General features: G+C 67.9%; 20 protein-coding genes. 10 read left to right on the forward strand and 10 right to left on the reverse strand.

Going from position 1 to position 22,228, the window contains the following annotated elements; genetic code table 11:
• The first annotated feature begins 124 nt into the window (after positions 1 to 124).
• From HYU53_03695 to HYU53_03725, 7 genes are all read left to right on the forward strand, one after another.
• Positions 125 to 379 carry a hypothetical protein gene (locus HYU53_03695; protein ID MBI2220292.1) on the forward strand — a complete coding sequence of 85 codons (255 nt, stop codon included), beginning with the start codon at positions 125 to 127 and terminating at the stop codon, positions 377 to 379.
• Positions 380 to 425: 46 nt separating this feature from the next.
• Positions 426 to 710: a hypothetical protein gene (locus tag HYU53_03700; GenBank protein MBI2220293.1), complete on the forward strand. Its 285-nt coding sequence runs from the start codon at positions 426 to 428 to the stop codon at positions 708 to 710.
• Positions 710 to 1,009: a type II toxin-antitoxin system RelE/ParE family toxin gene (locus HYU53_03705; GenBank protein ID MBI2220294.1), complete on the forward strand. Its 300-nt coding sequence runs from the start codon at positions 710 to 712 to the stop codon at positions 1,007 to 1,009. The genes HYU53_03700 and HYU53_03705 overlap by 1 nt, the downstream gene beginning before the upstream one ends.
• Before the next feature lie 618 nt (positions 1,010 to 1,627).
• Positions 1,628 to 1,873, forward strand: a complete 246-nt coding sequence (locus HYU53_03710; GenBank protein ID MBI2220295.1) for a hypothetical protein — start codon at positions 1,628 to 1,630, stop codon at positions 1,871 to 1,873.
• A complete protein-coding gene (locus tag HYU53_03715; protein MBI2220296.1) occupies positions 1,870 to 2,283 on the forward strand; it encodes a PIN domain-containing protein in 414 nt (137 codons plus the stop codon). Before HYU53_03710 ends, HYU53_03715 begins: the two co-directional genes overlap by 4 nt.
• A gap of 196 nt (positions 2,284 to 2,479) precedes the next feature.
• The gene (locus tag HYU53_03720; GenBank protein MBI2220297.1) at positions 2,480 to 4,282 is read left to right on the forward strand and encodes a response regulator; all 1,803 of its coding nucleotides are present in this window, start codon (positions 2,480 to 2,482) and stop codon (positions 4,280 to 4,282) included.
• 55 nt (positions 4,283 to 4,337) lie between these two features.
• The gene (locus HYU53_03725; protein ID MBI2220298.1) at positions 4,338 to 5,516 is read left to right on the forward strand and encodes an FAD-binding oxidoreductase; all 1,179 of its coding nucleotides are present in this window, start codon (positions 4,338 to 4,340) and stop codon (positions 5,514 to 5,516) included.
• Between the two features lie 443 nt (positions 5,517 to 5,959).
• On the opposite strand, the gene HYU53_03730 is transcribed toward HYU53_03725, so the two are convergent.
• The 4 genes from HYU53_03730 to HYU53_03745 form a co-directional block, all read right to left on the reverse strand.
• On the reverse strand, positions 5,960 to 6,514 hold the full coding sequence (locus tag HYU53_03730) for a DUF4386 domain-containing protein (protein MBI2220299.1): 555 nt from the start codon (positions 6,512 to 6,514) through the stop codon (positions 5,960 to 5,962).
• 5 nt (positions 6,515 to 6,519) lie between these two features.
• Positions 6,520 to 9,150 carry an ABC transporter permease gene (locus HYU53_03735; protein MBI2220300.1) on the reverse strand — a complete coding sequence of 877 codons (2,631 nt, stop codon included), beginning with the start codon at positions 9,148 to 9,150 and terminating at the stop codon, positions 6,520 to 6,522.
• A 3-nt stretch (positions 9,151 to 9,153) separates the two neighbouring features.
• Positions 9,154 to 9,513 (reverse strand): PadR family transcriptional regulator, encoded by a 360-nt coding sequence (locus HYU53_03740; GenBank protein ID MBI2220301.1) that lies wholly within the window; start codon positions 9,511 to 9,513, stop codon positions 9,154 to 9,156.
• Positions 9,514 to 9,697: 184 nt separating this feature from the next.
• A complete protein-coding gene (locus HYU53_03745; GenBank protein MBI2220302.1) occupies positions 9,698 to 10,429 on the reverse strand; it encodes a methyltransferase domain-containing protein in 732 nt (243 codons plus the stop codon).
• A gap of 181 nt (positions 10,430 to 10,610) precedes the next feature.
• Here HYU53_03745 and HYU53_03750 point away from each other — a divergent pair, with 181 nt between their 5' ends.
• From HYU53_03750 to HYU53_03760, 3 genes are all read left to right on the forward strand, one after another.
• Positions 10,611 to 12,086: a PLP-dependent aminotransferase family protein gene (locus HYU53_03750; GenBank protein ID MBI2220303.1), complete on the forward strand. Its 1,476-nt coding sequence runs from the start codon at positions 10,611 to 10,613 to the stop codon at positions 12,084 to 12,086.
• A 104-nt stretch (positions 12,087 to 12,190) separates the two neighbouring features.
• A complete protein-coding gene (locus HYU53_03755) occupies positions 12,191 to 12,796 on the forward strand; it encodes a hypothetical protein (GenBank protein MBI2220304.1) in 606 nt (201 codons plus the stop codon).
• Between the two features lie 19 nt (positions 12,797 to 12,815).
• Positions 12,816 to 13,682 (forward strand): hypothetical protein, encoded by an 867-nt coding sequence (locus HYU53_03760; protein MBI2220305.1) that lies wholly within the window; start codon positions 12,816 to 12,818, stop codon positions 13,680 to 13,682.
• Positions 13,683 to 13,815: 133 nt separating this feature from the next.
• On the opposite strand, the gene HYU53_03765 is transcribed toward HYU53_03760, so the two are convergent.
• The 6 genes from HYU53_03765 to HYU53_03790 form a co-directional block, all read right to left on the reverse strand.
• Positions 13,816 to 14,541, reverse strand: a complete 726-nt coding sequence (locus tag HYU53_03765) for a hypothetical protein (GenBank protein ID MBI2220306.1) — start codon at positions 14,539 to 14,541, stop codon at positions 13,816 to 13,818.
• A gap of 92 nt (positions 14,542 to 14,633) precedes the next feature.
• Entirely contained in the window at positions 14,634 to 15,974 is a 1,341-nt protein-coding gene (locus tag HYU53_03770) for an ammonium transporter (protein MBI2220307.1), read from the reverse strand.
• Between the two features lie 320 nt (positions 15,975 to 16,294).
• Positions 16,295 to 17,824, reverse strand: a complete 1,530-nt coding sequence (locus HYU53_03775; protein MBI2220308.1) for a sigma 54-interacting transcriptional regulator — start codon at positions 17,822 to 17,824, stop codon at positions 16,295 to 16,297.
• A gap of 58 nt (positions 17,825 to 17,882) precedes the next feature.
• Entirely contained in the window at positions 17,883 to 18,581 is a 699-nt protein-coding gene (locus HYU53_03780) for a methyltransferase domain-containing protein (protein ID MBI2220309.1), read from the reverse strand.
• Complete coding sequence (locus HYU53_03785) at positions 18,578 to 18,889, reverse strand: AbrB/MazE/SpoVT family DNA-binding domain-containing protein (protein ID MBI2220310.1); 312 nt, start codon at positions 18,887 to 18,889, stop codon at positions 18,578 to 18,580. Before HYU53_03785 ends, HYU53_03780 begins: the two co-directional genes overlap by 4 nt.
• Positions 18,890 to 19,056: 167 nt before the next feature.
• A complete protein-coding gene (locus HYU53_03790) occupies positions 19,057 to 22,215 on the reverse strand; it encodes an efflux RND transporter permease subunit (protein MBI2220311.1) in 3,159 nt (1,052 codons plus the stop codon).
• Between the last annotated feature and the right edge of the window lie 13 nt (positions 22,216 to 22,228).

Here is a 22,228-nt window from a genome sequence, read left to right on the forward strand (position 1 = left end):
GTCGGGTTGCCTCCAGTCGTCATCGCGATCGTGGTCGCTGGAGGCACCACGACTGCCGCGCCCGCGCTCGATTTCGAACCGGTCGTCGGAGCGAGAATCGTGATCGCGAGGGTCGAAATCCATAGTGCTGCCTCCCCTGCTGCTGGTCTACAATGCCGATATGCTCGTCGCCTCTGGAAAGGTCGTGGATGGGCGGGTTGAAATCGATGTCGACCTGCCGGAAGGCGCATCGGTGACGGTGCTCGTGATCGAAGGCGATGGAACGTTCGAGGCAGATTCGGAAACAGAGACGATGTTGCTCGAAGCGATTGAGCAGTGCCGTCGCAACGGAACAACGCCGATGACGCAGTTCCTTGATGAGCTGCGGCGAAACGAATGAGGCCCGTGTGCGTACGGCGCTTCCGACATCGTGACGAGGTGACCCCATGAACGTCAAGTTGACAGCCGATCAGCGCGCCTTCGTCCGAAAAGCCATCGAAAGCGGAAGGTTTAGTCGCGAGGAACAGGCCGTTCAGGAGGCTTTGTCTCTGTGGGAGAAGCGTGAGCGCAGACGCCTTGAGATCATCGCGATGATCGACGAAGCGGACGCTTCTCTCGCACGCGGCGAAGGACGGGCGTTTACGAAAGAATCGACGCCGGCGCTCGTCGATGAGATCAAACAGCGTCTTCGCCGACGAATCGCCGCCGAGCGCTCCGCTACATCGCGCTGATGGCGTACCGCCTCGCACCACAAGCCGAAGCGGATCTCGAGGACATCGCCTTCTACATCTTTCTCGAAAGCGACAGTCTCGAAATCGCCGATCGCGTGACCCAGTCGATAGCGGAGCGGTTCGACTTGCTTGACGCGTACCCACGTGCTGGCCGGGCTCGTGACGATCTGCGGCCCGGCATACGCGGTTTTCCTGCAGGCGAATATGTGGTTCTGTACCGCATCGAGGGTGCCGATGTGGCGATCGTGCGTGTGGTCCGAGGCAGCCGCGATCTCGAAGCGCTACTAGACGACGAATAGCGGTCGTCACGTGTCGTGACGCTAAGCGGGGGACAAACGGGTGACAATCGGTAGTAGGTTGGGGTCGCTCGGGGTGGTCTAGGGCTTGCGAAAACTCCAATGAAAACGGGGGCAGCGGCTCCACGCTGCCCCCGGCTGCCTTATACCCGCAGCCTTCTAAGCCGGGGGCCGCAGGTTCGAGTCCTGCCGGGCGCGCCATTCGCAAGATTTCCGCAGCAAGAAACGCGTAGTCCTGAACCCGCTGTTCCGCAGGCCTTCGGCTGGGAAGCCGAGGGTCTGTGACACTCAATCGAAAACGCCCGCAATCCCGGGAGTCCACGGGCGCGCACATCTGTCGATTGGCATCCATTTCGACCCGCGGCATGGCACCGGGCATGGCACCCGCTTCCAAAGGGTTCATGGGCCACGCAGCGCCGGCCGGCCAGCCCAGGGCGAGGTGTCGAGCCGGTTCCGTAAAGAAGCGAAGCGCCGAAAGGTCGGGTACCAAACTCTGATCAATGGCTTTCATCATCGTGCCGAGGTCTCAACCATCGAGGACGAGTTCGGCGCCCGGCTCGATGCAACTGGGGGTGCGTCGGGCGGGTTGACACATAATCCGTGTAACCTTATTATGTGGACATGAATCTGACCCTCTCCGTCGAGGACGGGCTCGTCGAGCGCGCTCGGGAGGTGGCGCGTCAGCAGGGCACGAGCCTGAATGCGCTCATTCGCGACTACCTCGAGGGGCTGACCGGCCAGCTCGGGGGCGACGAGATCTTGACCGAGTTCGAGGCGATGTGGGCGGAGCCCGGTAACTCGGGAGGCAAACCGTTCAAGCGCAAAGAGCTCTATGACGAGCGCCTGAACCGCTACGCGCCGCGATGAGCGACCGCGTCTTCGTCGACACGAACATCTTCGTCTACGCGGACGACAGATCCGCGAGGACCAAGCGGGTGCGCGCGCGCACGGTGCTGTCGGAGCTCATTCGCGCCAAGCGTGTCGTCGTGTCGACGCAGGTCATGCAGGAGTACTTCGCGGCGGCGATCAAGAAGCTCGGACTATCCCCCGAGCGGGCCCGCATCCGGGTCGAGCGGCTCAATCGACTGGACGTCGTGCTCATCCGGCCGGAACTGATTCTCGGAGCGATCGACCTCTGCCGCCTGCACGCGCTGTCGTTCTGGGATGCGCTCGCCGTTCGTTCGGCCAGCGCTGCCGGATGCGGACGCCTGCTCAGCGAGGACCTGCAGGACGGCCAGACGATTGACGGCGTCAGGATCGAGAACCCGTTCGGATAGGACTCGTGGGTGCCTCTTCGTTTGTCCGGACGAAACCGCAAGCTCGCGGTCAGCGCTCCTTCTCCGATGATGCCGGGGCCAGGCCCCCACCCCTAACGATTGGCGCGTTTGGAGCCGACACAGGTAATGTTCTGTTCGCCATCGTACAACTACATTGATCAGCCTTCGCCCGCCTGTTCGTTGCATCGCGGTCGTCGTGTGCGCGAGCGCCACGGCGCTGGTGGCGACGTGGAGCGCGTGGCCGCTCCTATGGCAGACGCCGTTCTTCCTGTCGTTTGCTGCCATCCTGGCGGCCACGCACTTCTGCGGTGCTGTCGCAGGCGGCACGACGCTGGCACTGCTGGCAGCCGCGTGGCTGGCATTTCCGCCGCGTCCGTCGTCGCCGACTCACCTCGCGACTGCGGTGTTCGTCGTGCTCAGCGCGATCTTCATCTGGATGATCGCACGGGGGCAATTCCTGCAAAGGGCCTTCACCGCCCAGGAGGCTCGCCTGCGCCTCATCGTCGCGAACATTCCGATCGTCATGTGGGCGCTCGATCGGCAAAGGCGGTTCACGCTCTCCGAAGGACGCGGCCTGTCCGCGATCGGCTTGCGCCCGGGAGAGGTCGTCGGCCGATCCATTGACGAGGTCTACGCGGACGTTCCCGAGATCATCGATGCGGCCAGGCGCACGCTCGCCGGTGAATCGCTCACCTTCACGACGCGGGCGGCCGGACGATCGTTTGAGTGCTGGTATGCGCCGCTTCGCACGAAGACCGGGGAGGTGGATGGCGCGATCGGGGTCGCCGCCGACATTACGGCCCGCGAATCCGCAGAGGCCGCGCTGCGCGAGGACATCACCGCGCGGCGCGAGCTGGAAAGGCGACTCCAGCACGCTCTCAAGATGGAGGCGGTCGGGCGGCTTGCCGGCGGGGTCGCCCACGACTTCAATAACCTGCTCACGGCGATCCTGGGATATGGCGAGCTGGTGCTGGTGGGGCTCCCGGCAGACGATCCCCGCCGCGCAGACATGGCGGAAATCATCGGCGCCGCGCAACGCGGGGCGGCGCTCACGCGACAACTGCTGATCTTCGGCCGCCGCCACCTCTCGCGGCCACGCATCGTCGACTTGAACGATGTGGTAACCAGGACCCATCGCCTCCTCACGCGCGTGCTCGGCGAAGACATCACGCTCACGATTCGTTTATGGGGAGAGCCGCTGCCGGTGCGAATTGACGTGAGCCAGCTCGAACAGGTCATTCTGAATCTGGCGATCAACGCGCGCGACGCGATGGCTGACGGCGGGCAGCTCACGATTGCGACCGAGTGTGGAGAGCTCGAGGCCGAGCGGCGCGAGGAGGCACCAGGAGGGCCGTCGGCCCGCCTCACCATCACAGACACCGGGAGCGGCATGAGCCCGGAGGTTCAAGCCCGCGCGTTCGAGCCGTTCTTCACCACGAAGCCCGCCGGACAGGGCACAGGCCTCGGCCTGTCGACCGTCCACGGCATCGTCACCGAGAGCGGTGGCGCGATTACGGTCGACAGTGCGCCCGGGCGCGGCGCGACCTTCCGGATCGGGCTCCCCATCGCGCCGGGCGCCGTGGAGCCCCTGGAAGAAAGCGTCGCGTCGGCATTTCCCGCCCGCGGAATCGAGACGATCCTGCTCGTCGAAGACGACGCCGCGGTGCGCGTGACCGCATCGAGCATTCTGACGCGCCACGGCTATACCGTGCTCGAAGCGCGCGACGCACGAGAGGCGCTGGGCCACGTCGGTGACGGAACACGGATCGACCTCCTGTTGACGGACATCGTGATGCCGGGAGTCAGCGGAGTCGAGCTGGCGAGGCGTCTGACGGAGGTCCTGCCTCGGCTGCGCGTGCTGTTGATGTCCGGTTACCACGATCGCAGCCCGACCGTCGTCTCGTATCCTGCGGAGTGGACGATGATCGAAAAGCCATTCGTCCCCGTGACGTTATTGCGGGCGGTGCGGGAAGCTCTCGACCGAGCCGATGCGGCGTGACAGCGACCGGGCGCGGGAGCGGCGAGTACAATAGCCGTGTCAACCCGGTAGCCCAGTGACCGAACCTTCCACCAGCCGACAAGGAGAGCCGCTCCCGGCCAGCACGCGCTGCATCATCATCGGCGCCGGCTTCGCCGGGGCCGCCACCGCGTGGGCGCTCGCGCGAACCGGCCACGGCCCCGGACTGATCCTCGAACGGGAGTTCACGTTCGGCGTTCACGCCTCGGGACGCAACGCCGCGATCATGCGGCTGATCGAGGCCGACCCGGTCATCCGCGCGCTGGCGACAAGATCCGATCGGCACATCCGCGCGCTCAGTGCTGAGGTCCCGCTGCTGCGGCCGACGGGCGGGTACACGCTGGCTTCGGGCGGAGACGTCGCGGCGCTCGAGAGCCTCGGCGACTCGCTCCGCCGCGACGGAATATCGGTCGAGCCGCTGACGGCGGCGGCCGCCCGCGCGCGTGTCCCCGCGCTTGCGGAGGTGCGGTTCGACGGCGCGCTCTGGTCTCCGGCCGAGTCGGTCGTGGAGATACACGAACTCCTCTCTTTGTACTTGGAGCGGGCCGGGCGTGGCGGCTTCCGGCTCCACACGAAGGTACAGGTCGACGATCTGATCGTCGAGGGCGGTCGAGTGTCCGGCGTCCATGCCGGCGACCGCGACATTAGGGCCGACGTGGTGATCGACGCTTCCGGCGCATGGGCCGGCCGGCTCGGACGCGCCGCGCCGCTGCCCCTTCGTCCTCTCCGCCGCCACCTGTTCGTGACAGGTCCCGCGCCCGGCTGGCATCGCGATGGCCCCGTCGTCTGGATCTGGGAGAGCGATCTGTATGCTCGGCCCGAAGGCGAGGGAGTGCTGATTTCGCCGTGCGACGAAACGCTGACCGCCCCGATCGCGCCCGACGTTGATCCGGCGGCGATCGACCTGCTTGCCGAAAAGGTCGCGGCACACGCGCCGGGGTTACAGGATCTCGAACTCCGCCGCGCCTGGGCGTGCCTTCGGACCTTTGCACCGGACCGGCGCCCGGTGATCGGGGCCGATCCCGACCTCCCGGGGCTTTTCCATGTCTCCGGCCTCGGAGGCTTCGGCATGTCGTGCAGCGCGGCAGTCGGCGAGCTGGCGGCCGCGACGATCGCCGATCAGCCGGTCGAGTGGATCGATGCCGGCTGCGTGTCCGCCGGGCGATACCGTTCGTCGAGCCCTTTGACCATCAGCCACGCCGCCAGAGCCACATAGGCGGGAGCCAACGGCACGGCCAACTCCATCACGGGGGGATAGGGCCGAGCCGGCCACCAGGGCCAGTGCCTGGAAAAGCTCCGTCTTCGCCGGGTCCGCCGCTGCGTACTCCTGGCTCAATGACAACATCGACAGCAGCGCGCCGTTGTCAACGGCCTGCAGCGAAAACCCGGCCACGGCAAGCGCCAGGAGCCAGAGCGCCATCGCGGAGCTGTACCGTCGGAAGAACGGCCAGGCCGTGATGGCGATCGCAACCGCCACCGCGCTGCCCACGAACAGGAGCAGCACAGCCGCGCGCACCTGACCAGGGCTCCCCGCCGCACCTGCCAGGAAACCCGCGGGCCTTCTGACTCGGTCCAACAACACAAAGGGAATCGTCAGGCCCGCGATGAGATGCACGAGCAACAGCATGCCGACAGTCCGGCCGACGTTCTCTGCCGATCTCATCCGCGCCTCCCAGCAAGGCCAGCCTGCTCCTTCCACCGTCGTTCGTTCACACCGGCCACGAGGAGCCACACGATCAACAATCCTTCGCCGATCATGCCGGGGGCCAGATTGTAAGGGGACAGATCCTTTGCGAGCGGCGGCCAGAGAAACGTCAGCCAGCCCAAACCGGCAAACACCATCAACACACCGAGAATTCGAGGCAGGAATGTGGATCTGAAAATGAGGTAGCCGACCAGGAGGCACTGGAGACCGAAGAACACCAGGTCTCTCAAAAGAATGAACCCGGTGAGGCCGAAGAGGCTTATGGCGCACCCTGCGAGGCCGAAGAACGCCGCCAGCAAGGACACGCACCTGTTCACCGGCTTGAGCAGGTCATAGAGGAGCAGCGTCACGACGATATAGCACAAGGGCGCGACGATGTTGGCCGCGGAGAAGAGAGGACCGCCGCGAATGAAGAGAGCGAGTGAGCCCGCCATAAAGACCATCAACCAGAAGACGCCGGCGACCCTGGCCTTCAACCGGGGCGACGCCTCCGCAATCTGTTTCATCATGGTGACTACTCCGATCGGAGCGCCTGCAACACGTCCACGCGCGAGGCGCGTGCGGCCGGCATCAACGAGGCGACGATCGCGGCGCCGATGAGCACGGCCGCCGCGCCCGTCACGGGCAGCACGCCCGGCAACTGCACGTGCGCGACGAATTTCGCCGCCACGCGCGCGAGTGCGTAGCCGCCGGTCGCGCCGGCCGCGATCCCGATCGCGGCGATCAGCACGCCCTCCCGGAGCACGCGGGCCAGCAGCTGCCGCGGCGCGGACCCGACGGCGAGGCGCACGCCGAACTCGCGCGTGCGCGCGCTCACCGAGAACGCCAGCACGCCCGCCACGCCCACCACGGCGATGAGCAACGCGATGCCGGCGAATCCCGAGAACACGAAGGCATTCAGCCGCTCCGGCGACAGGACCTCCGCGCGCACGTCCTCGAGCGTCGCGGGGCGCTCGACGGGCTGGTCCGCGGAAATCTCGCGGATGACGCGCGTCACCGACGGCACCAGCGCGTACGGATCGCCCGCCGCGTGCACGAACAGACGGCCCGCGATGCCCATCTGTTGAACGGGGTGATAAACCGTGAGCGCCGGTCCACGCACGACGTTCTCATCGTCCACATCCGCCGCGACGCCGACGATGCGGCGCGGCATGGGCGTGCCGAAGAACGGATCGGTCCACCACAAGTGTCGATTCAGCGCGTCACCGTTCGGGAACATCCGCTGCGCGAGGGTCTGGCTGACGATGACCACGGGCTCGCTGCCGCCGCGGTCATCGTCGGTGAAGTCCCGGCCGGCGAGCATCGGAACGCCGAGCACGGCGAAGAAGCGGGGCGCGACGATCCGCAACCGCGCGCGCGGGTTCTCCTCGCCGGGCGCGGGCGTGTAGCCGTCGACGGCGAACTGGACACCGGGACCGAAGCTGCCGGCATCGCGCCACGGCACGAAGCTGCCGACCGCGACCCCCTCGACGCCGGGCAGGACGCTGATGCGCCGCGTCGCTTCCCGGTAGAAGTCGATCACCTGCGGGCCGGCGACGCCCGTCGCCGACGTCGGGATGTCGAGCGCCAGCACCTGCCGCATGTTGTAGCCGGTGTCCGCGGTCTGCAGGGCGACGAGCGTGCTGAGAAGCATGCCCGCGCCGGCGAGCAGCACGAACGAGAGCGCAATCTGGGTCGTCGCGAAGGCCCGCAGGCGGCGGTTGGTGCCTGCCGTGATCCGGACGCTGCCGCTCGCCAGGCCGAGGCCGGCAGGCGCGTGCGGCGACGGCAGGCGCGGGACGTATGCGAGCAGGACGGCCGCGGCCATCGCCAGGCCGGCGCCGACCCACAGCACGCTGGCATCGACCGTGACCTCGAGCGCGCGGACGGAAAAGCGGGCCGCGTAGCGGGCAACCAGGGCGGCGAGCGGGTACGACAGCACCACGCCCAGCGCGGCGCCGGCGCCGCAGAGCACCAGGCTCTCGGCCAGGAGCGTGCGCCGGAGCGCGCCGTGGCCGGCGCCGAGCGCGGCGCGCACGGCCAGCTCGCCTTCGCGGCGGACCGAGCGCGCCAGGATCAGGTTGGCGACGTTCGAGCACGCGATCACGAACACGACCGCGGCGGCGGCGAGCAGCAGGATCAGGACCGTCCGCGCGGGCGCCGCAATCTGATCGCGGAGCTTCGTGACGCGCAGCTGGACGTTGGCCTTCGACGAGTATGCCTCGGGGTGCTCGCGCACGATGGCGGCGTGCGCCGCGATCAGCGCGGCGCGCGCCGCTTCGAGCGAGACCCCGGGCGCCAGGCGGCCGAAGAGCTCCGTCATCCGGTGGGTGCGGCTGGTGGCCATCGTCGCCCCGAGGTGATGCGGGCTCGTCACCACGTTGGCGATGATCTCGGTGTCGGCCGGATACGGCACCGATGGCTCGAGGACGCCGACGACCGTCGCGGTGCGTGGACCAAGGCGGATGACCCTGCCGATCACCGTCGGATCGCTGTCGAGCGAGCTGGTCCAGAATCGGTGCGTGAGGACCGCCGCGCCCGCCGCCTTGGGACCGTCGTCCTGCGCGTTCAGCAGGCGGCCGAGCACCGGGCGAAGGCCCATCACGTCGAAGAACGACCCGCCGACAACGCCCGCCCTTACCATTCGAGGCTCGCCGCCGAGACCGATCATCGTGAAGTCCACGGTGGAAAAGTCGCCGAACGCGCCGAGCGTGGTCACGCGTGACTTGAAGTCGTCGATCTCGGGCATCGAGAACGTCATGTTCTCGGCGCCGAGGCCCGGCGCGCTCTGACGGATGTAGATCAGGCGATCTTCGTCGCGATTGACCAGGGGACGGAGGAGCACGCCCCTGACGACGCTGAAGATCGCGGCGTTGGCGCCGATGCCGAGGGCGAGCGTCACCACGACGGTGGCGGCCAGGCCCCTGGCGCGCAGGAGAGAGCGCAGGGCGAACCGGGTGTCCCGCCCGAGAGCCTCGGCGGCGTCGAGCCCGCGAGGGCGCCAGACGCTTCGGATCGAATCGCGCGTGAGCGCGACGTTGCCGAATTCCTTCAGCGCCGCCAGCCGGGCGGACGCGGGATCCTCGCCGCGCTCGATGCGCTCCTTGATGCCGGGGGCCAGATGCCCGCGAATCTCTTCGTCGAGCTCGTCGTCATCAGGCCGCATGCGCTACTCCTTGGTCGCGGGCGCCGGGTTCATGATGCGCCCGATCGCGTCCACGAGCTGCGACCAGCGATCCCGCTCGCGCGACAACTGTGCTTTTCCCGCCGCGGTCAGCCGGTAGTACTTCGCGCGCTGGTTGGCTTCGCTGACGTCCCACTCCCACTTCAGCCATCCGCGCTTCACGAGCCGGTGCAGCGCGGGATAGAGGGAGCCGGTCTCGACCCTGAGCAGGTCGTCGGACTGGGCGCGGATCGCCTGACCGATCCCGTGGCCGTGCTGCGGGCCCCACTGGAGGGTCCGGAGGATCAGCATGTCGAGGGTGCCCTGGAGGAGCTCCAGCCGTTGTGCGTCGGTGCGTTTGGCCATAGTCGTAGGCAGTCTACGGCTTTAGACGTAGCATGTCTACTGCTTGTTCCCGTGCGGGAGCCGACTTCACAGACGCGCCGGACGATCCCGAGCGGCGGCTACTCGGTTCGCAGCGCCAGCGTCGGCGCGATGCGCGGCGCGCCGGCACGCCGCCGGGCCACTTGTTCCGCGCTCGTCCCACCGGTCAGCGCGCGCGCCTCGGCTCGAGCACGTAGATGACCCAGGGCGCAATCGTCGTTTCGTTGACCCACGTGAACAACTCGTCGTCTCTTGCGAGCGGCTCGTAGAGGCCGGCGATCTCGAGCCCCGCGCCTCGAAACACGTCTTCGTACGACTCGCGCGTCCAGAGCACATCCTCCACGGGCCGTGCGTCCTCGATCGCCGTGTTGACGATGCGGACGATGTCGCCGCTTCCGGCCGCCCGGTTCTCCGGAAAAGCCGCCGTCGTGAACGACGCCCACTCGTGCACGTAGATGGCCGGCGATGACACGAGGTTCACGATCCGTCCGGCCGGCCGGAGCACGCGTGCCAGTTCGGCGAACAGTCCAACCTTCTGTGCCATCCCCGGGATGTTGTCGAACGTGAATGCCGAGAGCACGAGGTCGAAGCTTCCGGATTGAAACGCGCACAGGTCGCCGCTCCGGATGCGGCGATAGTCTCCCCGGGGATCGATCGCTTTCGCCCTCTTGATCATGTCGCCCGCGATGTCGACGCCCGTGACCTCGAAGCCCTGTTCGCGGAGGAACCTCGTGGACCGCCCCGCCCCGCAGCCGAAATCCAGCGCGGTGTTTCCGCGAACGTGCTCGCGAAGAATCCGCGGAAGGTCGCGGTACGCCAGGTAGTAGGTGCCGGGAAACCGCAGCTTCGAGTACGCCTCGGCGAACTGTGCGTCTTCATACGCGTTCTTGAATGCCATCCGTGCACGATAGCGGCGTCCGGACGGCTCGCCGAGATCCAATCGGGCGGGCTTCTCGTGCGACCGGTTACCGCAACCCCGCGGTCCTGGCCATAATTGGATCTGTCAGTACAAATGAGAATTGGCCATTGTCACTGGTCCAATTTGATGCGATCCTGCAGGAGCCTCCACGAGGCTCGCCATGGTGATTGTCACCGTCGACAAAGGCGCGGCCGCGCCGGCGTACCGGCAGATTTGCGAGCGCCTCATTCAGTTGGTGGACTCCGGGGCGCTGGTGGACGGCGATCGCCTCCCCCCGACCCGCGTCCTCGCGCAGACCGCGGGCATCCACCGCACCACCGTCATGCGTGCGTACGGGGAACTGTGGGCCCTCGGTTACCTGGAGAGCCGTCCCGGCTCGTACTCCACCGTTCGCCGGCCGAGCCGGGCCGTGGCAACAACCCGGCGAGGGACTGACAGCCTCATCGACTGGAACGCGGTGAGCCGGCCGGCCGTGCGGCGGGCGGCCGAGGACGCCGCCCTGCTCGCACGGGACCACGTCGCGGCGCCCGGGGTCATCAATTTCGCGCGCCTGTCCGCCGATCCCGCGCTGGCGCCGGTGGACCAGATCCGGCGGTGTCTCAAACAGGTGCTGCTCGAGAACGGCCGGCTGCTCGTCGACTACGGCGATCCCGCCGGCTACCAGCCGTTGCGCGAGGCACTCGCCCGGCGCATGCGCGTCCACGGCGTCACGGTGTCAGCCGAGGAGATCCTGATCACCAACGGGGCGCAGCACGGCCTGGATCTCGTGATGCGACTGCTCACGCGGCCGGGCGACCGGGTGGTGACGGAATCCCCGTCGTACGCCTCGGCGCTGTCGCTCTTCCGGCTTCACGAGCTGCGTGTCCATGGCATCCCCATGCGATCGGACGGCATGGACCTGGACGCCCTGGAGGCCACGCTCAAGCGCACGCGTCCGGCGCTGGTGTACACGATCCCGAACTTCCAGAATCCAACCGGCCTGACGACCGGCCAGGCTCGCCGGGAGCGGCTGCTCGCCGTGTGCGAGGCGCGCCGCGTCCCGATTCTCGAGGATGGATTCGAGGAGGAGATGAAGTACTTCGGCAAGGCGGTGCTGCCGGTCAAGTCCATGGACACGCGTGGTGCGGTCATTTACGTCGGCACGCTCTCGAAGGTCGTCTTCCCCGGCCTGCGTGTCGGTTGGATTGCGGCGCCGCGCGCCTGTGTCGATCGGCTTGCCGCGATTCAGCGGGCGTCCTGCCTGAGCGGCAACCTCCTGGCGCAGGCGGCGGTCGAACGGTTCTTCAGCCTGGGCGCGTACGACGCGTACCTCCGCCGGACGCACGCGCTGTATCGGAAGCGCATGCAGACGATGCTGCGGAGCCTGAGGCGGTTCGCTCCGCCGGGCGTGGAATGGACGGAACCGGCCGGCGGGTACGCGTTGTGGCTGCGCGTGAACGCCGACCAAGGCACCGAAGAAACCATCTACGAGCACCTGTTGCGGGCCGGCGTCAAGGTCGCGCCTGGCGCCCCGTTCTTCCCGAAGTCGCCGCCCGCACGGCCGCAGTTCCGTCTGTCGGTCGCATGCGTCACGGAGGAGGAGATCGTTGAAGGCTGCCGCCGGCTCGGGCGCGCGCTGCGTTCGGCGCGTCGATAGGTGGCTGGACCGCAGCCGGTGACCTCTCCGCAAGACATTCCTGATCCTGCCGGATTCCCGGCAGAGCGGAAGCCCGACGCAACCCTCCCAGCTAACCGGTTGACATGTCGAACCTTCCGGACGACCTCAGCGCCTCCGGCGAACCGGAAGGTTACCTGCCCGCAGACGGCGCGGCTGTTGCACTCCTCGCTCAGACAATCGAACGCTGTCCAATCCAAAGGAACATCCAACATGGAGGAACCATGCGAAACGCTCTTGTGATCATTGCCGTCGCGCTGACGGTTTCCGCCCCCGCCGCCGCCCAGATGCACGGTGGCGGAGCCGGTCAGCCCCAGGGCCACGGGCACGGTCCGGCCAGCATGCCTACGGCGATGATGTCGACCGACCAGATGATGCGGAACGTCGACGGGACCATGAACAATATCTCCGCGATGATGCAGAACCTTCAGGCCATGCACTCCGGTCAGACGGGTCAGGGCCCGCATGGCCAGATGCTCGGATCGATGCAAACGATGATGGGCCAGATGCGCGACATGCAGGCGGCGCTGAACGGGATGATGCAGGATCCCACGCTGCATCAGAACAACGCCGCTATGAAAGGGTTCGACCAGGCGTGTAAGAACTTCGAGCAGATGGCGTCGGCCTTTCAGACGATGACGAAGAACATGACCCAGGCCATGAAAGGCGTGCATGGCGACGCAAAGAAATAGCGGCGCGACACTGGCCACGGTGGTCGTGCTGCTCCTGGCCGCGTCGGACGCGGCCGGTCAAACGACCGTGTCCGTGACGCTGAATACGCGTTTTCTCTCCGGCTCGTTCGGCAGCGCGGAGACAACAAGCTTGTTTTACGCGCCGGCCGGTATTCGACTCGAAACGGGCCGGTTCGAAGCGGCCACCTACTTTCCCTATCTGACCATCCGCGATGGCACGGTTGCGCCGTCCGCTGGCGGATTTGTCCCAATGCAGGGCACCGTGGTCGGTTCGCCCGACCTCGGGATGTCCATGGGCGCGCAGATGGGCGGGCAGACGGGCGGCATGATGGGCGGCTGGTCCGCCCCCTCGCTCGGTTCGCCGCCTGCAAGCGGCACCTCACCGCTGTTGACGACCGCTTCCGGGTTTGGCGACGTCATTGGCAGCGTCGGCTATCGCGTGCTCGACGATCCGGCGGCCGGGCTGCAGGTGGTCGTTGCAGGTCGCGTCAAGATCCCGACCGCATCGGCATCGCGTGGGCTTGGAACCGGCAAGGTGGACGTCGGAGGCACCGGCACGCTGCGGAAGCAGTTCGCGAGCGGTTGGGTGTACGGCGAAGGCGGGTATCTGCGCGTGGGCGACCCCGCGGGCGTCGACCTGCGAAACGCGGTGCTCTGGTCGTTCGGAACGGGTTACTTCGTCACCAAGCGGGTCGCGTTGCTCGGGTCTGCGTCGGGAAACAGCGCCATCCTCCCGGGATTCAGCGCTCCAGCGGAGATCGGCGGCGGAGTCGGCGTGCGTCTCGGCAGCACCACGCTCAGCATCCTCCCGACGTTCGGGTTGTCGGAAGCCAGTCCTTCCTATGCCGTGAACATTTCGCTCGGCACTCAGCTGTTCAGACGCTGAATCAAGGCGCTTGGCGGTGGTGAAACCTCCCCCGGAAGTTTCACCACCGCTCGCCTGAGCGGCGGCAAACCACAGCCCGACGTGCCGCTCCGTGACCTGCAGCCGACCTAGGGCGTGAGGGGACGCACCGGGGTCATTTGATCCCTATCCCCACGCCGCCGTACCAGCGCGACGGGACTGCCGCCGCATTCAGGCTCTGCGAGCGGGCCACGAACGGCGCGATGGCGAGCCGCTTCGCGATGACGGGCAGCGCGAGCGTGACCCCCACGTTGAGATCGTTCCAGGTGGACAGGTCGATCCATTGGCGGTGGTTGTAGCCGATCGACGCCCGCCCCGTGACGACCCAGCGCCCTCCCCCGAACGCGTGCGGCAGCGCGGCACCGGCGCTGACGTAGGTACCCGACCCCTCGGCAAAGTCGTGGAAGACGCGTACGGCGGGTGAAAAGCGCGACGCGTGCGCGTAGCCGGCGTAAACCTCCTGCGAATGGCCGCCCGCCTGCACCCCGGGGAACACGTAATTGATGTACCCCATCGAGATGGTGCCTCCAGCCGCGCGCGCGGAGTAGTCCACCGTCAGGTCGTGCTCGGTCATCGGGTCCAGGCCGTCCACCTCCGCCAGGTTCATCCACGAGGAGACCGTGACCGGGCCCGCGCCAATCCAGAGCGAGGGCTGGACGCTGAAGCCGGATGGAACGAAACCGCGCCAGACGTACGCGGACGTCGCGGCGATGTCGGTTCCAGCCGCGAAGAACGGCGCGGCCGGGGACGCGGCCGTAACGGACTGGGCGGGCGGTACGACGGTCGCCGGCCGCAACAGGGCACCGAGATACACCAGTACCAACACGGGCCAATGAGCCATGGCCGTTCTCCTTTCGAGTCAGCGGTTGATGCGGAGGGAACGAGAGAGCGCCGGCGCCGCAGGGCGGCGCCCGGCGCCCGGAATTGATCGGGTCAGGCGGCGCCCTCGCCGGCGGCTTCCGGCCAGAGGCCGTCGAGCGGCGCGGCGGCCAGACGCTCGCCGTGCTGCGACAGGTCGAGGCCCATCGCCTCCTGCTCCGCCGACACGCGCAGCGGGATGATCGCGTCGGTCAGCCGGTAGAGGAGCATCGCCATGCCGAAGCTGTACGCCGTGACGACGACCAGCGCGCCGGCGTGGCGCACGAGGAGCGTCCACGAGCCGTTCACGAGGCCGCCGTCGGTGGCGAAGACGGCGGTCATGATCATGCCGGCCATTCCGCCGAGCCCGTGACACGGAAAGACATCCAGCGTGTCGTCCAGCTCCGTGCGCATGCGCCAGTTGACAGCCGCGTTGCTGATCACGCTGGACACGGCCCCGACGATGATGCTGCTGCCGACCGAGATGTAGCCGGCGGCGGGAGTCACGGCGACCAGACCGACGACCGCGCCGATGCAGGCGCCGAGCGCCGAGGGCTTGCGGCCGCGTGCGGCGTCGGCCAGCATCCACGTCAGCAGCGCAGCGGCGGACGCCGTGTTGGTGGTGGCGAAGGCGAGCACGGCCGTACCGGAGGCGGAGAGCGCCGATCCGGCGTTGAACCCGAACCACCCGAACCACAGCATGCCGGTTCCCAGCAGGACGAACGGGATGTTCGCCGGCTCGTGCGAGGCGCCCGGCACGCGATCGCCGCGCGCGCCGAGGAAGATCGCGCCGGCCAGCGCCGCGAGCCCGGCCGACATGTGCACGACCGTGCCCCCCGCGAAGTCCAGCACGCCCCACGCGCGCAGGAAGCCGTCGGGGTGCCAGGTCCAGTGCGCCAGCGGCGCGTACACGAGGACGCTGAACAGGCAGATGAACAGGATGTAGCCCGAGAACCGGACGCGCTCGGCGAACGACCCGGTGATCAGCGCCGGCGTGATGATCGCGAACTTCATCTGGAAGAGCGCGAAGAGCAGCAGCGGGACGGTCGGAGAGAGCGCCGCGTGCGGCTCGAGGCCGACGCCGCGGAACAGCGGAAAGGTGAACGGGTTGCCGATGATGCCGCCGAGACTGTCGCCGAAGGCGAGGCTGAAGCCGACCACGATCCACAGCAGCGTGATGACGCCCATCGCCATGAAGCTCTGGAGCATCGTCGAGATGACGTTCTTCCGCTGCACCATCCCGCCGTAGAAGAACGCGAGGCCGGGGGTCATCAGCAGCACCAGACCCGTCGCGGTGAGCATCCAGGCCACGTCGCCGGTGTTCACCGGCGGCGAGGAGGTCTGGCAGAAGGCTTCGGCGGGCGCAAGGAAGACGGCGGCGGCCGCGAGCAGCGGAACGGTCAGGGCTTTTCGCATCGTCACACTCCGGCAGGGGCCGATCGGCAGCGCGCGATCGGCGATGTCGCGGGAGGGCGGCGGCTCGGCCCGCCCGCTTGCCGGGCGGTTCTCCAAGACTCGTGCCGCCTCGGCCGCGGGCGCGGGGCGCCGTCGCGCGCGATTTCCGGCCTGAATTGCGCGTACCGGCCGCGCCGGCGGGGAGAGAGCCAGACAATAATGTCTGTTTTTGGGTTATGTCAGACAGCGATGTAGGAATCGGCCTGCAGCAGGAGAGTTCCGGACGACCGAACGCCAGACAAATACGTGCGGAAATCGGGATAAAACGACGTAAATGTCGGTCATGGGCGGAAGCGCCCCACGTCGATGTGGTGCTGCTTCACCTTGTACCGGATGATCCGCTCGGTGGACTGCAGCAGCTTCGCGGCGCGCGCGCGGTTGCCCTGGGTGGACTTGAGGGCGTCGAGCAGCAGGTCCTTCTCGAAGGCGCTCACGGCATCGGCGAGGGACAGCTGCGGCACGGTGCCGGTCGCCTCGGCGGTCTGCAGCGCCGGCGGCAGGTGATGGCCGTGGATGACGCTGCCCTCGCAGACGACCACCGCGCGCTCGATCGTGTTCTCGAGCTCCCGCACGTTCCCGGGCCAGTGATAGCTCATGAGCATGTCGATCGCCGGCGTGGACAGCCGTTTGATGTGCTTGCCGTGCTCGGCGGCGTACTTCTGGACGAAGTGATCGGCCAGCAGCATCACGTCGGGACGGCGCTCGCGCAGCGGCGGCACGAAGATGGTGAACACGTTCAGGCGGTAGTGCAGATCCTCGCGGAAGATGCCGCGCGCGATCGCCTCCTCCAGGTTCTTGTTGGTCGCCGCCACCAGCCGCACGTTGACCTTCACGGCCTCGACGCCGCCGACGCGCTCGAACTCCCGCTCCTGGATCACGCGCAGCAGCTTCACCTGGGTCGAGAGGTTGATGTCGCCGATCTCGTCGAGGAACAGCGTCCCCCCCTCCGCCAGCTCGAAGCGCCCCGCCTTGCGCCCCTGCGCCCCGGTGAACGCGCCCTTCTCGTAGCCGAACAGCTCTGACTCGATGAGCGTCTCCGGCAGCGCCGAGCAGCTCACCTTGACGAACGGCTTCTTCGCGCGCAGCGAGTTGAAGTGGATGGCGTGGGCGATGAGCTCCTTGCCGGTGCCCGACTCGCCGCGGATCAGCACGGTGGTGTTCGTCCGGGCGACCTGGGCGATCTGCTCGTAGACGGCGCGCATCGGCCCGCTGGTGCCGATGATCCGCGAGAAGTCGTACTTCTCCCGGAGCTCCTCGCGCAGGTGCGTGTTTTCCGCCAGCAGGCGCCCGCGCTCCTCGTCGAGCCGCCGCTCTCCGCGCAGCGCCTGTCCCAGGATGGCGGAGGCGACCTTGAAGAACCGGAGGGCGACGTCGTACGCGCGGTCGGGACGATGGGCGAGCTCCAGCTCGAGGACGCCCGCGGTCTCCCGCCCGACGGGAACCGGGACCGAGACCAGCGCGCGGGCGCGGCCCCGATCCGGCCGGCGCGTGGGCGCGAGCAGCGGCTCGCGCGCCGTGTCCGGGACGACCACCGGCCTGCCGCTCTCGAAGACGCGGAGCGTGATCGGCGAGGGGGGATCCAGCTTCGCGCGCCGCTCGCCGGCGGCGGCGATCGAGGCCGCGAGCCGCAGCGGGTCGCCGGGCTGCTCGGCCAGCCAGACGCGCGCCTGCAGGACGGCGTGCTGACGCCGGAGCACCTCGAGGAGGCGCTGGCTGCCCGAGGCGACGGTCGCGCTGTGCGCGAATGCCTGGGTGACCTCGACGAGCGCCGTAAGCAGGCGATCGGCCGGCTGCGAATCGGACGGGGACATGGCGGATGCGCCACTATAGCAGGCGCGGCGGCCGCGCTGCGGCCGGGACGGCATCCTCTCAGCGGTCGCGCGCCGCGGTGACCACCTCCGACGGAATGATCCCCGGCACGAACTCCTGCTCCACGTGATGAAATCCCGCCTGGGCGACGCGGCCGGCCATCAGCACCGGCCGGCAGCCCCCCGCGACATACGGCACCCAGCGCGCCGGAAGCGCCGTGTACGCCGCCTCGTAGAGCCGCATGGTCTTGCTGCCGGCCCGCTTGCTGAAGTTCGCAAGCGCGAGACGGCCACCCGGCTTCAGCACGCGACGAAACTCCGACAGGACACGAGGCATCTCCCCGAGCGGAATCAGGTCGAGCATGTAGCTGTTGTAGACCACGTCGAACGTCGCGTCGCCGAACGGCAGGGACCGCGCGTCCGCTTCGCGCAGGTCGAAATGCGCGTAGCCGGCGCCGAGCGCACGGCGCCGGGCCGCGCGAAGCATCTTCGGTGAAAGGTCGACGCCGTATACCACCTGCGGGCTGTCGACGCGCTTCAGAATCTCCAGAAACGTGACCCCGGGACCGACGGCGACCTCCAGGACGGCGTCCTGTCGCGTGAGGCCGGCCCGGGCGAGCGCGAGCATCCTCGCCTTTCGCTCGAGCGGCGCGGCGAGCGCGCCGTAAAAGTGGCTGTAGCAGTCGTACGCCCGGCGAAGCGCCGGCGTTGACACGCGCGCGTCGATCATCGAAACCTGTTCGCCATGTGGTCCTGTCATCTGCGTGGCTCCTTACCGAGGCGACCGAGCGCCGGCTCGAGCATGGCGCTGATCAAGTCCGTCAGGTGATCGGCCTTGATGAGGAACACGCCATGGATGTCGTCCCCCTGCTCCCAGCTGACGAGCGCCAGCTGGTCCCCCGCGCGGATCGCGGCACGCTCGCGCACGCTCTTGGGCAGCACCATCTGGCCGCGCTCGTCGACCGTGACCAGCCCCGCCACGCGGCAGCAGCCCGCCGCGGCGCTTGGAGGCCGGCGTTCGCGCCGTTTCGGTCGCGTGTCGGTGGCCGCGGTGCGCGATCGCGTCATCAGCATAATCAGATTATTCTGATTAATCTGATATGTCAACACTGCCGCCGGGCCGCGGCGCGCGGCACTACAATGGGTCCCGATTCCTCGTTGCACGTTGATGCGAAGACATCAGGCGCTCGGTGCGGCCTCGTCAACGGCGCAGGGCTCGTGCGGCTGGGACATCGTCACACCCTGCTGGCGGCGCGGCCATCGCCGCCGGTGCGCTCCCCGACTTTCATGGGCCCGCGCGACGACCGCCGCTTGAACCACTCGAACACGGCCGCCGGACGGATGTCGTCCAGCAACGTGTAGACGACCGGCACAACCAGCAGCGACAGCACCGTCGACGTGATGAGGCCGCCGATGACCGCCCGAGCCATAGGCGCGCGCATCTCGGCGCCCGCCCCGATGGCAAAGGCCAGCGGCAGCATCCCGAAGATCATCGCCAGCGTCGTCATCACAATCGGACGCAGGCGCGTGGTGCCAGCCCTCAGCAGCGCCTGATGCCGCGGCAGTCCCTCCGCCCGTGCCTGGTTGGCGAAGTCCACCAGCAGGATCGCGTTCTTCGTGACCAGGCCCATGAGCATGATGAGGCCGATCATGCTCATGATGTTGAGGGTGTCGCCCGTCAGGTACAGCGTGGCCGCAACCCCCACGAGCGAGAGCGGCAGCGACAGCATGATCGCCAGCGGATGCGTGAAAGAGGCGAACTGCGACGCGAGGATCAGGTAGATGAAGATGACGGCCAGCGCCAGCGCCTCGAACATGCTCCTGAACATGTTGGCGAGCTCTTCGCTGTCGCCGCCGGCGATGATGTCGTACCCGGGCGGCACGCCGATCCGCGCGGCGGCGGCCAGCACGTCGCCGGACACCTCCTGCAGCGGCCGGCCGTCGGTGTTCGCCGAGACGCGCACCTCCCGCACGAGGTCGCGCCGCCGGATCGACGAGGGCCCGCTTCCGGGCCGCACGCCCGCGAACTCCCGCAGCGGCTTCAGGATCTTGTCACCGCGATCGTCGTCTTTGTCGGTCGGCACCGACAGCAGCATCAGGTCCTGCGCGTACCGCCGTTGGTCCGGCCGCAGCCTGACTCTCACGTCGTGCGTGTCGCCCGCGCTGTCCTCGATCGTCGTCGCCACCTGTCCGACGACGGCGGCCTGCAGCGTGGCGGCGATGGTCGCCACCGGAATGCCGAGATCGCCCGCGCGCTGCCGGTCCACCTCGATTCGCAGCTCGGGCTTCGATGTTTCGAGGCTCGACTCGACGTCGGCGACACCCGGGATCTTCCGGACCTCCGCCGCGAAGGCCTTCGACAGGCGATCGAGGACCTCGATGTCAGCCCCACGCACGCTGATCTGAATCGGCTTCTGCCCGAAGGCGTCCGCCTCGATGAAGGCATACGTCAACCCGGGAACCTGCGCGACCGCACGGCGGCCTTCCCGCAGCACTTCGCTGAACGTCTTCTCCGTGCCGTGCTTCAGCTTCACGTACGTCGATCCCTCGGTGACGGGCCGGAACGACACGCCGGCTTCGCCGATGGTCGTGTACGCGTATTCCACATCGGGCAGGGACCTGAGGCGTGCCGTCGCCCCCAGGGCGCGGTCGCCGGTTTCGCGCAGCGTCGTGCCGGGCGTGGCCTTGAAGTGCACCTGGTACTCGCCGCGGTTGAAGTCGGGCAGGAAGTCGCCGCCGAGCACGGCCAGAATCGGAAAGGCGCCGATGAATGCCGCGACCGCCACGGCCACCACGATCCAGCGATGCCGCAGCGCCCGGTCGAGCGCGCGCTCGTACGTGACGTGGAGGCTGTCGAACAGGGCGTTGAACCGCTGCAGCAGGCGGCCAACCGGCCCCCTGCGCCGGCGCTCCTCCACATCCGGGTCGTACCACTGGGACGACAACATTGGGTCGAGCGTAAAGCTCACGAACAGCGAGACCAGCACCGCCGCGGTCACCGTGATGCCGAACTCGTAGAAGAACTGCCCCACGATGCCGGACATGAACGCGACGGGCACGAACACGGCCACGATGGTGAAGGTCGTCGCCATGACGGCGAGGCCGATCTCCGAGGTGCCGTCGCGCGCCGCATTCAGGTGATCCTTCCCCCGCTGCATGTGCCGGACGATGTTCTCGCGCACCACGATCGCGTCGTCAATGAGTATCCCGATCGCGAGCGAGAGTCCCATCAGCGTCAGCACGTTCAGCGTAAAGCCGAAGAGACGCATGGCGATGAACGCGGCCACGACGGAGATGGGCAGCGTGAGCCCCGTGATCACGGTCGATCGCCACGAGTTCAGGAACAGGAAGACGATGAACACCGTGAGCAGCCCGCCGAGGACGAGTGTCGTCTGGACGTCCTCGATCGAGTCGCGGATGAATGTCGAGTCATCCCGCACCATCTGGAGCGACACGCCGGCCGGCAGGTCGGGCGCGAGCCGCGCCACCGCCGCTCGAACGCCGTCGGCCACCGCCACGGTATTCGCCCCGGCCTGCTTCCGAACGTCCAAGGCGATCGCGGGCCGGTCGTCGACGAACGCCAGGCTGCGGGCCTGCTCGATGCCGTCCACCACCTGGGCCACGTCGCGCACGAGCAGCGTCCGGCCGTCGGCGCGTTTGACGGGGATGGCGGCGATGTCGGCAGCCGATCGGCCCTGCGCCGCGACGCGAACAGTGGCTTCCGTCCGGCCGCGATCCGCCGCACCCGCGGTGGCGTCGACGTTCTCGCGGCCGAGCGCCTGAACGACCTCGTCGAGCGAGAGCGCGTACCCCTCCAGCCGATTGCGGTCGACGAGCACCTGAATCTCGCGCGTGGCCTGGCCGACCAGATTCACCGCCCCGACGCCGGGCACGTTCTCGAGCCGGCGCTTGATGACTTTGTCGGCGATGTCCGTGATGGCGCGCGCGGTCAGGGCCGGCGCGTCGATCGCCACCGACACGATTGGCGTCGCGGCGGGATCGAGACGCTGGATGATCGGCTCGTCGATGTCGCGCGGCAGGTCGCCGCGGATGGCGGCGACCTTGCCGCGGATGTCCTGCGAGGCGCTCAACGTCGGGACCCCGATGTTGAACTGTACGACAATGTTGGAGAGCCCTTCCTGAGAGGTCGACTCGATGTGGCGCACGCCTTCGACCGTGTTGATGGCTTCCTCGACCTTCTTCGTGACGTCGCGCTCGACCGTTTCGGGAGCCGCTCCCGCATAACGGATGGTCACCGTGACGACCGGGAAATCGACGTCGGGAAACAAATCGACCTGGAGCGCCCGGTACGAGCTCAAGCCGAGCACCGCCAGCGCGGCCATCATCATGGTGGCGAAGACCGGCTGTTTGATGGAGAGATCGCTGAGAATCATGGCTCGGGAACCG

Source organism: Acidobacteriota bacterium (genome assembly GCA_016184105.1).
Lineage (GTDB): Bacteria > Acidobacteriota > Vicinamibacteria > Vicinamibacterales > 2-12-FULL-66-21 > JACPDI01.